The 15,356-nt window shown below is 65.5% G+C and carries 11 protein-coding genes; 4 read left to right on the top strand and 7 right to left on the bottom strand.

From position 1 onward, the window contains the following. Positions 1–111 precede the first annotated feature (111 nt). Positions 112–588 carry a response regulator gene (locus GV035_RS06600; RefSeq protein WP_159834174.1) on the bottom strand — a complete coding sequence of 159 codons (477 nt, stop codon included), beginning with the start codon at positions 586–588 and terminating at the stop codon, positions 112–114. A 61-nt stretch (positions 589–649) separates the two neighbouring features. After that, positions 650–829 carry a CsbD family protein gene (locus GV035_RS06595; protein ID WP_159834173.1) on the bottom strand — a complete coding sequence of 60 codons (180 nt, stop codon included), beginning with the start codon at positions 827–829 and terminating at the stop codon, positions 650–652. Between the two features lie 682 nt (positions 830–1,511). Here GV035_RS06595 and GV035_RS06590 point away from each other — a divergent pair. Next, positions 1,512–2,933, top strand: a complete 1,422-nt coding sequence (locus tag GV035_RS06590; RefSeq protein WP_159834172.1) for a sensor domain-containing diguanylate cyclase — start codon at positions 1,512–1,514, stop codon at positions 2,931–2,933. Between the two features lie 37 nt (positions 2,934–2,970). Here the strand turns inward: GV035_RS06590 and GV035_RS06585 are convergent, their stop codons facing one another. The 4 genes from GV035_RS06585 to GV035_RS06570 form a co-directional block, all read right to left on the bottom strand. Further along, the gene (locus tag GV035_RS06585; RefSeq protein ID WP_236572463.1) at positions 2,971–3,255 is read right to left on the bottom strand and encodes a hypothetical protein; all 285 of its coding nucleotides are present in this window, start codon (positions 3,253–3,255) and stop codon (positions 2,971–2,973) included. A gap of 105 nt (positions 3,256–3,360) precedes the next feature. Continuing rightward, positions 3,361–4,239, bottom strand: a complete 879-nt coding sequence (locus GV035_RS06580; protein ID WP_159834171.1) for an SDR family oxidoreductase — start codon at positions 4,237–4,239, stop codon at positions 3,361–3,363. A 449-nt stretch (positions 4,240–4,688) separates the two neighbouring features. Continuing rightward, positions 4,689–5,477 carry an SGNH/GDSL hydrolase family protein gene (locus tag GV035_RS06575; RefSeq protein WP_159834170.1) on the bottom strand — a complete coding sequence of 263 codons (789 nt, stop codon included), beginning with the start codon at positions 5,475–5,477 and terminating at the stop codon, positions 4,689–4,691. 131 nt (positions 5,478–5,608) lie between these two features. Continuing rightward, positions 5,609–7,171: an FAD-dependent oxidoreductase gene (locus tag GV035_RS06570; RefSeq protein ID WP_159834169.1), complete on the bottom strand. Its 1,563-nt coding sequence runs from the start codon at positions 7,169–7,171 to the stop codon at positions 5,609–5,611. A gap of 184 nt (positions 7,172–7,355) precedes the next feature. Here GV035_RS06570 and GV035_RS06565 point away from each other — a divergent pair, with 184 nt between their 5' ends. From GV035_RS06565 to GV035_RS06555, 3 genes are all read left to right on the top strand, one after another. Next, positions 7,356–8,468, top strand: a complete 1,113-nt coding sequence (locus GV035_RS06565) for an acyl-CoA dehydrogenase family protein (RefSeq protein ID WP_236572462.1) — start codon at positions 7,356–7,358, stop codon at positions 8,466–8,468. A gap of 68 nt (positions 8,469–8,536) precedes the next feature. Then, positions 8,537–9,139, top strand: coding sequence for a class I SAM-dependent methyltransferase (locus GV035_RS06560; protein ID WP_159834168.1), 603 nt, complete (start codon positions 8,537–8,539; stop codon positions 9,137–9,139). Continuing rightward, positions 9,136–9,861 (top strand): glycosyltransferase, encoded by a 726-nt coding sequence (locus GV035_RS06555; protein WP_159834167.1) that lies wholly within the window; start codon positions 9,136–9,138, stop codon positions 9,859–9,861. Before GV035_RS06560 ends, GV035_RS06555 begins: the two co-directional genes overlap by 4 nt. A 21-nt stretch (positions 9,862–9,882) precedes the next feature. Here the strand turns inward: GV035_RS06555 and GV035_RS06550 are convergent, their stop codons facing one another. After that, positions 9,883–14,574 (bottom strand): autotransporter outer membrane beta-barrel domain-containing protein, encoded by a 4,692-nt coding sequence (locus GV035_RS06550; RefSeq protein WP_159834166.1) that lies wholly within the window; start codon positions 14,572–14,574, stop codon positions 9,883–9,885. Positions 14,575–15,356: the final 782 nt, after the last annotated feature.

Genomic DNA, 15,356 nt, shown 5'->3' with positions numbered 1-15,356 from the left:
CGCCGGCGCGCTCGGCGGCGGCTCCTTCTGTTGCAACGGGCTCGGAGTGAATGTGTCGTCGTCTCATCTCGCTCGGGCCTTCATGTTCTGAATGGAGTCCTGTTGAATCTGTCACGCTCGCGGCGCGCTGGAGTTTCGATCCGCGTCGCACAGGTAACGCAGTAGCGGGGCGAGTTTGTCGGCGTCGGTCGGCTTCGAACAGTAAGCGTCGAAACCGGCATCCTTCGCTGCTTGCAGATCTCCCGGTGCCGACAGCGCCGAATGTCCCACCAAGATCGGTTGCGGAACACCGGTGGACGAGCGCAGGTGGGCGGCAACCTGAAGTCCCGACATGTCCGGCATCCAGATGTCGAGCAGCACGATATCCGGATGCCAACGTTCCGATGCCTCGATCGCCTGCCGGCCACTATAAACGACTTCGGTTGGAAAGCCATCGACGGCGAGCACCATCCCGACGGCGTCGGCGGTATCGACATAGTCATCGACGACAAGCACGCGCGGCGGGCGCGCGCCGTCGCATCGGCGGCGCGTCCAGATCGCACACTTGGGAGAAACTTCGAAGTCATCGCGAATCACGCTGCGCCCCATAATGTGCGAAAGCCGCGTCGGTCCGGCACGCGGCTGGTTGATCAGGCCCGCATGGGGCCGGCTAGCGTTGATCCTTCTTCACGTCTTCCTTGACGTCGCCGTACTGCTTGCGGGCTTCGCCCACGCCCTGCTGTACCTGGCCTTTCACTTCCTGGCTTGTGTCGCCTGTCATGTTGCCAACGGCTTCGTTGACGTTCCCCTTCACCTTCTCGGCTGTACCCTTGACCTGGTCCTTGTTCATGGTGTTGCTCCTTATCGGTTACGTGGGGGAGACCACGCTATTGTCTGAGCAAGGACCGGGCCTGTTGCCGGCAAGTTTGAAACGCCCGTGGAGCGGGGCGCGCAGCCTGTTTAGGTTGCCACGCCGGGGAATGTCTCGCGGCAATTCGCGCAAAAACTTCAACCGGACGCGCAGCTGTCCGCCTGACAGCACGTTCGTCTGAACTTTTTTTGCGCTGAGCGGTTTGCGTTGCGCGGTACGAGCTTTTCGTCTGGCAAGCAACCGTTGCTTCGATTGTTTGCTGTTCGCGCTGCCCGCGACCTGCCTGCTGCCTGCCTCCGAACATGAAGCGGACGTTCAAGGCTTTGTGCGTGAGATTCGGCCCGGTCGATCAAGTGGCGCAAGCCCTCCGCAATCCGCTTCTTAAGTGGCTGGCAACCCTTGAAGCGGTGGAGATGCCCGATGTGTTTAACTCGTTTCCCGCCGTCCATGGATTGTCCATCGGCAAGTCGCCACAATCCTTAGTCATCCCTTCAATGGCACACCGAAGTTTTCTTCAATCAGTGAAAAAATGCCTCCTGGTGCGCGATAATCCGGTTCCGTTTTCCTCTCCACGGCAGCCTCGGCAGATTCAGTGGCCCGCAATCACTGCGAACGAGATATCGACTCGCGCCCTGACGCCGGACATAGCGGACTCTTTCCGATGGACGCATCGCTCACACATCTGCCGTCGTCATCACGGCATCGCCTGGCCGCTGCCATCACGGCACTTTTAGCGGTTGTCGCGGCTGCTGCGGTCTGGCCGCTGTCGAAACAGCCGAGCGCCGTGGTCCCCGCGTTCCTGCCCATCTTCGCGACGTGGGTCACGCTCACCGAAGGGCTCACCGCGTTCCTGCTGTGGACGCAATACCGCATCTCGGGGCGGCCCGTCTTCGCGGCGCTGAGCGCGGCCTACGCGTTCACGAGCGTCACGGCCATCATTCAGTTGCTGGTGTTTCCGGGTGTCTTTTCGCCCACCGGATTGTTCGGCGCGGGGCCGCAGACGGCCGTCTGGATCTGGGTGTTCTGGCATGGCGGTTTTCCCATGCTCGTGACGGTATCGTTGATCGCGCGAGAACGGCCCGCGACGCAGCCCGGCCATGCGGCGGGCGCGTGGACGCTGTCGGGCGCGGCGGCCCTCGCCTTCGCGCTGTGCGTGCTCGCCATTCGCGGGCAGTCGTTGCTGCCGGCCGTCGCGACGGGCGGCTCCTATGCGCAGCTATCGAGCAGCCCGGCTGCGCTCATCGTCGAAGCGACGTGCTTTGCCGCGCTCGGCCTGCACGTCTCGACGACGCGGCTCCGAACGCTCATGGACTTGTGGCTTGCCGTCGCGCTTCTTGGCAGCCTGATCGATGCGACGCTCACGCTTTCCGCGGGCGCGCGCTACAGCGTCGGCTGGTACGCGGCGCGCGTCGCGTCGATGGTGTCGTCGAGCGCCGTGCTGGGCATGCTGATCCATGAAACGGCGGGCCTCTACCGGAACCTGTCGGAGACGCACCGCAAGCTGGTCGAAACCTCCGCCCGCGACGGTCTGACGGGCGTGTTCAACCGCGCGTACTTCGACGAGCGATATCGCCGCGAATTCGCGCTGAAGGCGTCCACGGGGCATCCGTTGTGCGTGCTGTTGATCGATGTCGATCACTTCAAGGCCTATAACGACACCTTCGGCCATCTCGCCGGCGACGAGTGCCTGAAGCGCGTCGCGCAGGCGCTATCCGCGCAATTGCGGCGTCAAAACGACTTCCTCGCTCGTTATGGCGGCGAGGAATTCGTCGTCGTGCTGCCCGGTTGCGAACCGGCAGCGGGGCTCGCCGTCGCCGAGGAGCTCAGGGCAGCGGCCGAGACGGCTGAAAGCGACGGGCCATCGCGGGTCATCCCTCGCGCGACGGTTTCGATCGGTCACGCCTGCACGTTGCCGCAGCCGCCGAGATCGGCTGCGGCGCTGCTGAATCTGGCCGACGCCGCGCTCTATCGCGCCAAGGCTTTGGGACGAAACCGCGTCGTATCCGCGATGGACGCGATGAATGCGACAGACAAGGCGACCGGCGCCGCGACGGCCGCCGTGCAGCGCGGATACAGCCGCTAGACACGCTGCATCCGCGAACGCGCGAGGCGGCTCCCGCTTATTGCGTCGCCGCGCCCGAGCCGGTGGAGTCGTCGCCCGACATGTTGGCCTTCTTGCTCTTCGAATGCTTGTGCGAACGCGTCGAGTGCTTGCCTGTCGGGCCGGAAGGCGAGCCGGTTTCGCCGTTGGCATTGGGCGTGCCGACGCCGACGCCGCCCTGGCCCGCGCCGTTGCCGCCCGGAAGTCCGCCGGCATTGCCGCCGCCCGACCCTTGCGCGAACGCACCGCTCGATACGGCGAGCACCAATGCGGAAGCGAGAATGCTGATCTTTGCTTTCTTCATGTCGTCCTCTTGGAAATGATGGTCGTCCGCACGCGAGTCGATGCGGCCCGTGCCCTCGTTTGCAATCGTTGTGCCGCAGCGCGGCGGGTCGCTTCGTTCAACGTGTCATTGGCGGGTCCACTCGCTCGCCATCTCGATCGCAAAGTCTCGATACGATCGCGGCGGCCGGCCGAGAAGCGCGCTCATGCGCTCGATCGGGGCAGCCGTCGCGACCGCGCCGTCCTGCACATAACGCTGCATCATCAGGCGCATGTCGAAGGCGAGCCATGCGGGCGCCGCGCCCTTGAGCCTCGTCTCGAGCGCGGTCACATCGTCGCCGCCGTGGCGGATCGGACGCTTCAGCGCGTCGGTCCATGCGGCGGTCACGAAATCCGCGTTGACGGCGTCGGGGCCGACGAGTTCGTAAAGCTCGCGCGGCAGCGGCGCGCTCGCCCGTTCACGGCGCAACAGTTCGCGCGCCGCTGCATCGCCGATATCGCGCACGTCCACCATCGAAATGCCCTTCGCGCCGATGGGCATGGCGTACACGCCTTGCTCGAGCAGCGGCTCCTTCTGGCGGACGTCGTTTTGCATGAAATAGGCGGGCCGCAGAATGGTCGCGGGCAAACCGGCTTGCTCGATCATTCTCTCGGCCGCGAACTTGCTCGTGAAGTGCGGCACGTCCGCGTATTCCATCGCCTTGAACACGGACAGATAGACGATGCCCTTGACCCCCGAATCGCGCGCAATGCACAGCGCCTGGATGGCTTGCGTCAATTCGTCGGGCGCGTTGGGCGCGAGCAGAAACAGCGTGCTGACGTCCTTCAATGCGTCGCGCAGTCCGTCGATGTCGGCCAGCTCGCCGCGAACAGCCGTGACGCCTTTGGGCAACTGCGCCTTCTCCGGCGTGCGCGTGAGCGCGCGAACTTCCGCGCCGCTTTGCCTGAGATGGTCGAGAACCTGCGTGCCGACGACGCCGGTGCTGCCTGCGACGAGAATAGCCATGTTGGGTTTCCGTGAAGGGGCGTTGTGTGACGGGTGGATGAAGACAGCCGGGCGTGCGAGTCGCGATCGTCGTTCGGAATCGCGATGCAGGTTAGCATCGTCGGGAAGAAACGGGGCGATGTGTGACAATGCGCGATTCCGATGCAGGCGGGGCGGAGTCGTGCGCTCGCGGCTCTCGCAGAAGCGGCAGCGGCGGAGGTCGATGCTTCCGCCCGCGCGGAGTGGGCGTGGCCGACTTATAGCGGGACGAAAGCGCGTATGAGACACAACGCGCGGGTCGTGAACGCCGTAGAGGACGAGCTTCGACTGAACTTATTCGTGAATCACTAGGCATTGGCGAGGGCTTGGAGCTTTCTCACTGCCTCGCTCACAAAAAGGCAGACGAATTCCTGCCGCGTGACCGCCACGACGCGCTCCGACTCCCCGCGACGATCACGCTTTCCTGCACCTCAATCCCGATTGCCCCGCAACAGCCACGAAAGATCGATCGCGTTGGCCATCGCGACATAACCCGCGTCGTTGGGATGCAGATGATCGCCGCTGTCGTACACCGCCTGCATGTCCTCCGGGTGGGCGGGATCGCGCACCACCGCGTCGAAATCGACCACTGCGTCGAACGCGCCGCTTGTACGAATCCACTGGTTCACCGCCTGACGAACGGCTTCCTTCTGCTGCGTCCAGTAGCCCTGATTGACGGTGCCCTGCAGCGCGTTCCTGAACGGCGCCAGCGTGCCGCCCATGATCTTGATGCCGCGCAGATGCGTGCGCGCGATGATCTGCCGGTAGCCGTCGATGATCTCTTCGGCGGTGACGAGGTGCGCGCTCGGATCGAGCGCGGTGGCCGGCCAGCCGATATCGTTGATGCCTTCCAGAAAGATCACCCACTTGACGTCCGACTGACTGAGCACGTCGCGGTCATAACGCGCGAGCGCGCTCACGCCCGCGCCATCGCTTAGCACGCGATTGCCGCTGATGGCTTCGTTCAGCACCGCATAGCCGCGGCGCGGTCCGCCGCCGCTGTTGAGGCGCGCGGACAGATTGTCGGGCCAGCGGCGGTTCGCATCCACGGTCGATGCATAACCGTCCGTGATCGAATCGCCAAAGGCGACGAGAGCGGGCGTCGGGCGGTCCGTATCTGCGCGGCGCGCCACAGGACGGGCCGACGGCACATACGCGGCTGTCGTCTTTTTTGCAAGGCCGATGTTGTACTTGATTGCGAACGGAATACCCAAATGCATTAATGATTCGGAATCCTGCGCATACAAGCGGTCGAGCTTCGGCGCAGATCCCGCCTCGCTCAAAGGCGCATGAAGTTGAACTTGGGACGGCCCGCATCGCGTGGTCGCCCCTTAAACCGCAAGTCGCGTCGTCACGACCCTTCCGCGATCTTCAGCGCATCCTCAACCGACAACGTCTCTCGCATCGCCTCGGCGAGCGCGCCCATCTGCCGGTTGCGCTCACAGCCCACGGCGGCGACGAGCTTGCCCTTGTCGCCGAAGAGCGCGATGAACTCGAACTTTTCGGGCGAGCCGGTGAACACGGTCTGATCCCACTGCCGCGCGTGACCGAGATATTCGATGGTCTTGTCGAAGTGATACGTCCAGAAGAACGGCACGAACGGCTCGTTGCGCGATGAACCGAGCATCGCGTGAGCGGCGATGCGCGCGTGCTGTTGCGCGAGCCGCCAGTGTTCGACGCGGATGCGTCCGCCCGGCTCGATCGGCAAATCGAAGCGCGCGATATCGCCAGCGGCGAAGAGACCGTCGGCCACGCGCATCGACGCATCGACATCGAGGCTTCCGTCTTCATTGCGTTCGACACCGGCGACAAAATCCGTCGGCAAGTGAATGCCTAGCCCCGCCACAACGAAATCGCAGTCCACGGTCGCGCCGTCATCGAGCGTGACGCAAAGACGCGCGTCGCTCATTTCATCGTTGCGCTTGACGGCGACCGCATGCCGTCCCATGCGGAACTGCACGCCGTGCGACTCATGCAGGCCCATGACGAGCCGCGCGATCTGCGGCCCGAACTGTTTCTCGAAGGGCACGTTGCCGGGCGACACGACCGTCACGGCGACATCGCGCCCTCGCAGCGCCGCAGCCACTTCCAGCCCGATGAAACTCGCGCCCAGCACGAGGGCATGACTCTTCGGCGTGGCCGTTTCCAGAAGCCCGCGCGCGTCGTCGCGGCCGCGCAGCAGCCGGATGAATTCGGCGACGCCTTCCGCCTCGCCGGCTTGCAGCGACGGCCGCTTCGGGATGCCGCCACACGCGACGAGCGCGGCATCGTAATGAATCGACGGCGCACTGCCTATATCGATGCGCTTCGCGCCGGCATCCAGCGTCGCGACTTCGGCCTGAATCACGTCGATGGATTCGCGCTCGAAGAAGTCGTCGGGCAAGAGCGCAGGCACCTCGTCGGGCGACATTTCTCCAGACGGTACAAACTTGCTGAGCGAGGTCCGGTCATAAGGCGTGCGCGGCTCGCGTTCGATCAGCACGATACGGCCCGTGAAGCCCGCTTGCCGCAAGGTCGAGCACGCGGCCGCACCGGCCGCGCCTGCGCCGATGATCGCGAACGTGCGGGTATCGGGCTGCGCGGAAGAATCGCGCGCCGGCGAATCGTCGAGTGGCGTCGCGCTCGCGAGCACGTTGTCGCCGTCGATCTTCACCGGATAGCGTTTGAGCGGCATCAACGGCGGCGGCTCCACGATCGCGCCGCTTTCGATCTCGAACGTGCCCTTGTGCCAAGGACACACGAGCCGTCCATTGCAAAGCGCGCCTTCTTCCAGCGGCGCGCCCGCATGCGGACATTTCGCCTGATAGCCGTGAATGGTCTCGCCGCTGCGAATCAGAAGAATGGGCGTGTCGCCGATTTCGACGCACTTCATCGGCTGCGCGTCGAAGTCGGAGAGGGCGGCGACTTTTTGCATGGAGGGATCGTCGTTCATTTGGCTTGCGGCCACGATGCGGTGGCAGAGAGTTCATCTCAGCGAAGGGCGCGCAATGACCATGCCATGCGTTATGCAAAGTGGTTTGGGCACGGACCTTGCCCCTATCGTTCATGAACGATGTACTTCACCAGCGCGGCGACGAGCGCCAGCCACGGAGGAATGCATGAACGATATGACCAGCAGCCCACGAACGCGTGCGGCGCCTTCTGCCTGGCGGCTTCACGACGAGCCCGGTTCATCGGATGCACGAAACATCGACAGTGCCGCCGCATCGGCTTCCGCGCTCGAAGTTCATCTTGCGGCGGTCCACTTCGAAGACGAAACCTGTGCGAGCCGCGCGGCGATTCTCGACGATCTTCGCGCGAACGAATTCGATCAGTTGCCGTTGCCGGGCAGCGGAAAAACTGCAACGCGGTGGCGCGCGTTGGCCGCCGTCGCCGCGTGCGATTTGTCGCTTGCGAAGCTGTACGAAAGCCACACGGATGCGCTTGCGATTCTCGCGGAGCTGCATCGCGCGAACGTATCACAGCAGGGCACATGGGCCGTGTGGGCCGCCGAGCCGCCGAATGCGCGGCTCGTGGCGCACGCATCGGAGGGCGAGCGCCTCGTTCTTGACGGCGTGAAAGCGTGGTGCTCGGGCGCGAGCCACATCACGCACGCGCTCGTCACGGCGTGGCATCACGATGCACCCGTGCTTGCCGCCGTCGAGTTGTCGCAGCCGAACGTGTCGGTCGATGAAAGCGGCTGGCAGGCGGTCGGCATGCGCGCGACTGGCACCGCCCATGTGCGCTTCGACGGCGCGCGTGCGATACAGATCGGCGATGCGGGCGCGTATCTCGAACGGCCGGGCTTCTGGCAGGGCGGCGCGGGCATCGCCGCATGCTGGCTCGGAAGCACGGCGGCAATCGCCACGACGCTGCTCGAGACCGTCGCGCGCCGCGCCGAGCCTCATGCAAGCGCGCATCTCGGCGCAGTCGATGCCGAGTTGTCATGCGCCGCCGCGCTGCTGAGAGAAACGGCTGCATGGATCGATGCCAATCCGCGCGCCGATGCAAAACGCCGCGTGTTGTGCGCGCGCGTCGCGATGGATCGCGTGGCGGCGCGCGTCATCGACCATGTTTCGCGCGCACTCGGGCCCGCGCCGTTTTGTACTGATGCGAGGCTCGCACGCGCGCTGGCCGACCTGCCCGTATTCGTTCGGCAAAGCCACGCGGAACGCGACGAGGAAGTGCTCGCGAACGCGCTGCTGCAAGTGAACGCAATGCGTCATCAATGACGCGCGGCGGCAAGCCGAAACGGGCGTCGCCATCCGAAGACAGCCGGCAACGAACAATAAGGACGCGCATGTCCACATCGCGAGCGTATTTCGACGAGCTATACCGCAATAACGACGATCCCTGGCGCTATCGCACAAGCGGCTACGAGCGCCGCAAGCGCGAGCTCGTGCTCGCATCGCTGCCGCGCGAGCAGTACGCATCGGGCTTCGAACCGGCGTGTTCCAACGGCGAGCTCTCCGCGTTGCTCGCCCGCCGATGCGCCCGCTTGCGCATCTGCGACATCAGCGAGGAAGCGGTCGCAAGCGCGCGCGAACGCCTTGCCGATGCGCCTCACGTGACGATCGAACAGCGCGCCGTCCCCGATGACTGGCCGGCTGACGAGCGATTCGATCTCATCGTCATCAGCGAGCTTGCGTACTATCTCTCGCCAGAATCGACGGCGGCGCTCGCGCAACGCGCGTGGGCATCGCTTGCCGATGACGGCGCGGTCGTCGCGTGTCATTGGCGTCATCCGTTCGAAGGCAAACTGCAAAGCGCCGACGATGCTCACGCTACCTTCCATGCGATCTTCGGCGGCACGCGCGTCGTGCGGCATGAAGAAGCCGATTTCTTCCTCGATGTGTGGTCGAAAGACGGCCGCTCTGTGGCAGAGCGCGAGGGCATCGCATGATCGGCATCGTGATTCCGGCGCATAACGAGGAGGCCTATCTGGCCGAATGCCTTCACGCGGCCCGGCTCGCCGCGACGCATCCCGCGCTCGATGGCGAGCCGGTGGAGATCGTCGTCGTGCTGGACAGTTGCAGCGACGCGTCGGCGTCCGTTGTCGAGAGCTTCGACGTGCATGCGCTCACGCTCGATGCGCGCAATGTCGGCAAAGGCCGTGCGGCGGGCGCGTCGTTCATGCTGGAGCGCGGCGCCCGCTGGCTCGCCTTCACCGATGCCGACAGCCGCGTGGCGCCCGACTGGCTCGTCGTGCAGCTCGCGCTGGACGCGGACGCGGTGTGCGGCTGCGTCACCGTCGATGACTGGAGCGCGCACACGTCGGCGACGCGCGAGGCGTTCTATCGCGCGTACACGCATGCTGACCGGCATCGGCATATTCACGGCGCGAACCTCGGCGTCTCGGCGGATGCGTACCGGCGCGCGGGCGGCATTCCGCCGCTCGAATGCAGCGAGGACGTCGCCTTCACGGAGCAGCTTGCCGGCATCGGCGCGCGCATTGCGTGGAGCGCGGCGCCATGCGTCGTGACGAGCGCGCGCGTGGCATCGAAGGCGCGCGGCGGCTTCGGCGATACGCTCGCGGCGCTGGCCGAACGCGAGGCGAGAGAGGCGCTGGCCGGTTGCGCCGCCGTCAGCCACGCGCTGACCGATACGGAAGGGCAAGAGGCTTGAGGTAGTTAGTAGCCCGAATGTTCACCATACATAGCGCGCGCCGAGCAAACCTTCATACGCGTGATAGCTGCCCGCGCCTTGCTGATAACCGAGATTGCCCCACACGCGCCATTGCCGCCCGATCGACCCCTGTGCGCCGATCTTCGCCTCGATGCGGTTCTTCGGGCCATCCTGCGACACGTTGAAGCCGTTGAACGCGGCGCTCGCCACGCGCGTGTCGTGCAGCCAGTTCACTTCGAGGAACGGCATCCATGCCGGGGCCGCCGCCGATCCCGGCGCATGAAAGAGCCGCATGCCGAGCCGCGTCGTCCAGTTGCCGCCGTTCGCCGTGCTCACCTCGGTGCCGCTGCTTTCCGTGTGATCGTCCGCGTGGTAGTTCGTATAGACGACCTGCAACTGCGGTTCGAGCAGCACCGGCCCGGTCGATGTCTGGACGAGCGGCAACGGCCAGCCGCCTTCCACTGACCCGGACCACACGCGGCTCGCGTAGTTCTCGCCGGCGAGGGAATCGCCCTTCACGCTGTTGTCGAAGTGGCCGTATTGCAGCCATGTATCGACGTACGGACCGGCTAGCGAATACGCGCTGCCGCGCCATGTCGCGTAGAGACCGCCGCTCAGGCCGTTGGTGTTTCCGCGTGCTTGCGCGCTTTTGTTGCGCGTGCTTGCGTCGGTCGTCGAGGAACCGTAGCCCGCCATCACGCCGATCTGCCAGCGTTGCCCGCCGCGCACGTGATTGAGCACGTCGATGCCCGCCTGAACGATGGCCGTATCGGTCGATTCGCCGATTCTTCCGCTCGCCGCCTCGCTGTCGACGTGCGCGCCGCGCGTGCGCGCCCACGCCGTCGATGTGCCGCTGCCCTCGGGCTGCGCGGTGAGCGGATCGGCGAAACCGGCGCGGTCGTGCAGCGTCAGCATGAACATGCTGGCCGCCGCCTGCTGATTACCGAGGTACGCGCCCGGCTCCGGACGCGGCGCGGGCGCGGGCGCGTCCGACAGCGAGCGCAGATACCAGTCGCCGCCGCCTTGCTGCAACACGTACTCGTAGGGGCCCGCGACGACGCGTCCGTCGAGCTTGAACACACCGTTCGACTGGCCATCGACCTGCACGATCGGGATGCCGCTGCGCGTCGCCGCGCCCGTGCCGCCCGCGTTCGTCACCTTGACGCGTGTCTGCCCGGACGTGTCGCCGCGAACGACGAGGCGGTCGGTGGCCGATCCGTCGCCCGCAAGCACGGTTGACAACGCAAGCAGCCCGTTATTGCTCGCGTAGTCGCCGTTGACGGTCAGCACGCTCGCGGGCGCCGGGCTGGCCATGCGAATCTCGCCGTTATTGGCGAGCGCGCCGCCGACGGCGAACTGACCGGCCGGACCGTTGACGAAGCCGGGCGCGGCATCGGCCACGGCGAAAAGGCCGTTGTTGACGACGTTTCCGCCGACCGTGCCGTAACCGCCGAACGTCGCGCCCGGCGCGATCGTCACCTGCCGCGTGTTCGCGAGTTGGCCGCCGGCGCCGAGCACGAGCGCGCCCGCGTTGACCGCCGTGTTGCCCGCGAAAGTGTGCGCGCGCGTGAGCGTCACGGTGCCGCTGCCTTGCTGAACGAGGTCGCCCGATCCGCTGATCGTGCCGCCATAGGTCACATTGTCGGCGCGATTGAACGCGAGCGCGCCGTTATCGACGATATCGCCCGCGACGCTGCCGCTCGTACCGCCCGCGCCGAGCCGTAGCGTGCCGCCCGCGATGGTCGTCACGCCCGCGAAGGTGTTGTCGCCCGCGAGCGTCAGCGCGCCTGCGCCGGTCTTGATGAGGCTTCCCTGTCCGCCGATCACGCCGGCGAACGTCGAATCCGCCGCGCTGTTGACGTTCAGCGCGGCGCCGCCCAGCGCGATGCTGCCCGACCCGCTGAGCGTGTTCACGTGCTGGGCGAAGCCGGCGAGATCGAAGGTTGCGCCCGATCCCACATTCAGTTGCGAACTCAGCGCGATGATGTCCGGCGCACCCGCGACGAGCGTTCCTCCGGTGATCGCGGTGGCGCCGGTGTACGTGTTCGCCTTGGACAACTGAAGCGTGCCCGCACCGGACTTGGTGAACGTCTTGCCGTCCCAGCCCGTCGCGCGGTTGGCGGGCTGATCCGCAAGCAGGATGTCCATGTCGAACGAATCGGCCGCGGCGGGCAAGGTGAACACACCGTTGGCCGCCGTCGGCGTGGCGCCAAACGCGGCGTACCACGTCGGCGCGACGGCGACCGCGAAAGTCTGCGGCGTGTAGCCGCTCGTCACGGTCAGATAATCCGATGTGTTCGCCGATCCGCCGATGTGCGTCGCGCCGAACGTCCCCGTGAGTCCGCCCGGCGACGCGGTCCGGATTTCGGTGAACGCGCCGTTGGCAAGATCGGTCGCACTCGCCGTCGCGGGCGCGGAATAGCCGGCGAGATTGAATATTGCATTCGGTGCGATGGATGCAGTATTCGCCGCGACGGCCGGCTGCGCCGCACCCGCGATGGTGTCGAGCGTGCCGTTCATCGCGAAGTGCTTGCCGACCGCCAATTGCGACTGCGCGGACACGAGCGTTGTCGCGCCGGCTGCGGTGACGAAATCGCCCGTGGTCGTGAAAACGCCGCTGCGCACGAAGCGCAACGCGCCGCCATCGACCGACACACTGCCTTGCGACGATCCCGCCGCCACGAGCGTCGCCGCGCCGCTGCCGGTCTTGACGAGCGCGCCCGGCCCCGTGAGCACGTTCGGCACGATGCCCGCACTCGCGAAGTCGAGGCGCAGCGTCGCGCCGTTATTGACCGCGCCGCTGCCGAGGGCAGCGCCGTTTTGCGCGACGAGCGTCCCGGCAAGCACGTCCGTGCCGCCGCTGTACGTGCTGACGCCGCCGAGCGTCAACGCGCCCGCGCCGCTCTTGATGACGCGGCCGCTGCCGAGAATCGCGCCGTCGAATGCGGTGTCGGCGGTGTTCTGAGCGGTGAGGTCCGCGCTGCCGAGCAGAACGTGTCCGGCGCCGCTGAGATTGTTGACCTGCTGCGACAGGCTCGCGAGATCCAGCGCCGCGCCGCTGCCGACGTTGACATTCGCGCTGTCGATCAACGCGTTCGCGACGCCGGTTCGCAAAATGCCACCGTTGACGAGCGTTGCGCCGCTGTAGCCATTCGCCGCCGACAGGATCAACAGGCCCGCGCCGTCCTTCGTCAGCGTGCGGCCGTCCCAGCCGCTCGCGAACGAGCCGGATTGATCGAGAAGGGGAATGTCGACGTTGAACGTATCCGCGGCGTTGGCGAGCGTGAACGTGCCGTTCCCCTGCGCTGCACCCGCGCGCCACGCAAGCCCGAGGCGGACGTCGTAATCGCGAGCGTCGGGTGTCTTCGCGCCCACCGCTATCAGGTAGTCCACGGGGCTGGACCCGCCGAACAGGACGTTCGTGAAATCGCCGGCCAGGCCGGCAGGGCTGGTCGTATGAATTACGTTGAAAACGGTATTCAAAAGACCAGTCGCGGTGTCGGGCGCCGACGGAGCAAAGCCGCTGATCAGCAGCGCGCCGGCCAGCGTGCCGCTCGCAGCCGTGATGACCGGCTGCACCGATTGCAGTCCCGCGATGAGCGTTGCGCCGGGCTGCTGAGTGAAGCCGGTTGCCACCGAAAGCGTCGACTGGTCCGAGAGGATCGTCGTCGCGCCCGTCTGCGTCAGATAGCTGGCTGCATTGAACGCTCCGGGTTGGGCGAGCCGCAACGCTCCCGCATTGACGCTAACCGCGCCCTGCGACGAACCCGCCGCCGACAGCGAAGTCGTGCCGCTGCCGATTTGCATCAGTGTGCCGCCGCCGGAGAGCGTGCCGCCGACGTTGAGCGCGTCACTGCGATTGAACCGCAGCAGTCCGTCGTTGGTGATAGTACCCGACAGGCTGCCGCTACCGCCCCCCGTGCCGAGCGTGAGCACGCCGCCCGCAGAAACAGTGGTCGCGCCCGCGTCGTTGCTGACTGTGTTCGCGAGCGTCAGCGCGCCATCCACCCGGACTGCGGCAGACGATTGATTCGACATCGTGACCGGGCCGTTGAGCGTCCAGTTGCTGCCGGCGCTCGCATTGAACGCGACGAATCCGTTCGACGGCGAATCGGCGTCGAAGCTGCCCGTCTCGGTGCCCGTGCCGCTCAACGTGATGACGTTACGCGGCGCAGTGCTCAGTATGTCGATGCCGTTGCCGCCGCTCAGTCTCGATCCGGTTCCGAGCGTCACGGTGTCGTTTCCGCCGGCCATGAGCACGGCCGGTTGCGTGACGCTGGAGATAGCGCCGCTGTTGTTCAGCGTGGCGTCGGCGCCGAGCGTTACGCCGGCTGCAATATTGCCGCGTATCGTCCCGGTGCTGCTGTTCGTGATCGTGGCGGAACTCGCTGCTCGCGCGCGGATGCCTTCGTGATAGCCGTCGATCAATCCGTCGTTGTTGACGGTGACGAAACCTTGATCGACCACGACACCGGTGCCGTACGTGGCGTCTTGCATTCCGCTTGCGATGACGCCGCCCGGGTGATTATTGACGACCACCTTGCCGGACGTCTGAATGTACACGCCGTCTGGTGTCGTGCCCGTCGATGAACTGCCGTTCAAGGTGCCGAAATTGTCGACGACGCCGCCCGCTGCTGACTGGAACGCAACCGCATGACTCGCGCGTACGCTGATGTCCCCCTGGTTCACAACCGCGTTGTTGTCGCCTGACATGAACACGACGCCGAAGGTGTTGCCAAGCAACCGCCCCGTAGCGAGGTTAACGAGCGAGCCGGGTACATCGAAGCGGACAGCGGCAGCCACATTGTCGAGAGAACTGGTTATCGAGCCGCCGTTCGTCATTGTGACGGGCGCAATGCCTTCGACATTGACAGCGTTCTGATAAGTCGTCGTAATGATCGTTCCCGGCTCAATCCGATACAGCGTGTCTGTCGAGACAACTTGCGACGTGACGCTCGATGGAAGAACTGTTACCGCATGTACCTGGAACGGAAGTCCGATCACGATTGCCGCAGCAAACGGTCGGAATAGGATCGCGGTGTGTATATAGTTATGCTTAGCATTTCGCTGAATGTACATGCCATCCCCTTGAATTATTTCGGCCGGACGCAACGATGCGCGCCGCTATTTCCATCGTGTGGCTCGGACGTCGGACTATGTGTTTCGTGACTTCTTTCCGCCTGTCCGTGAGCATTCGCAGTATAGGTAAACGGGCGTCTTCGGCGCTCGTCGGATCAGAGAGGCTTGAGGGGCGTCAGCTCGCTCGGAGATCGAAGTCGACAGGCGAATCACACGCTGGGCGGAACAGCGCGGCAGCCCGTGCTCATTGCGCGAGGCGACGGTCAGCGCCTTGTCGAAGGCGCTATCAGACTGTCTCGCGTGTGAAGTGATCGCCTGCGGCCCTGCGGGCTATATGAGCGCGGTTCGGGAACTGCTTCGACAGGAAGGTCACGATTCGCGCCTTATCGACAGGAGAGCTTCCACTTATCTGCGGG

Origin of the sequence: Burkholderia sp. 8Y, from assembly GCF_902506145.1 — a bacterium.
Taxonomy (GTDB): Bacteria; Pseudomonadota; Gammaproteobacteria; order Burkholderiales; family Burkholderiaceae; genus Caballeronia.
The sequence above is the reverse complement of the archived record's forward strand: the minus strand, read 5'-3'. Positions and strand labels throughout refer to the sequence as shown.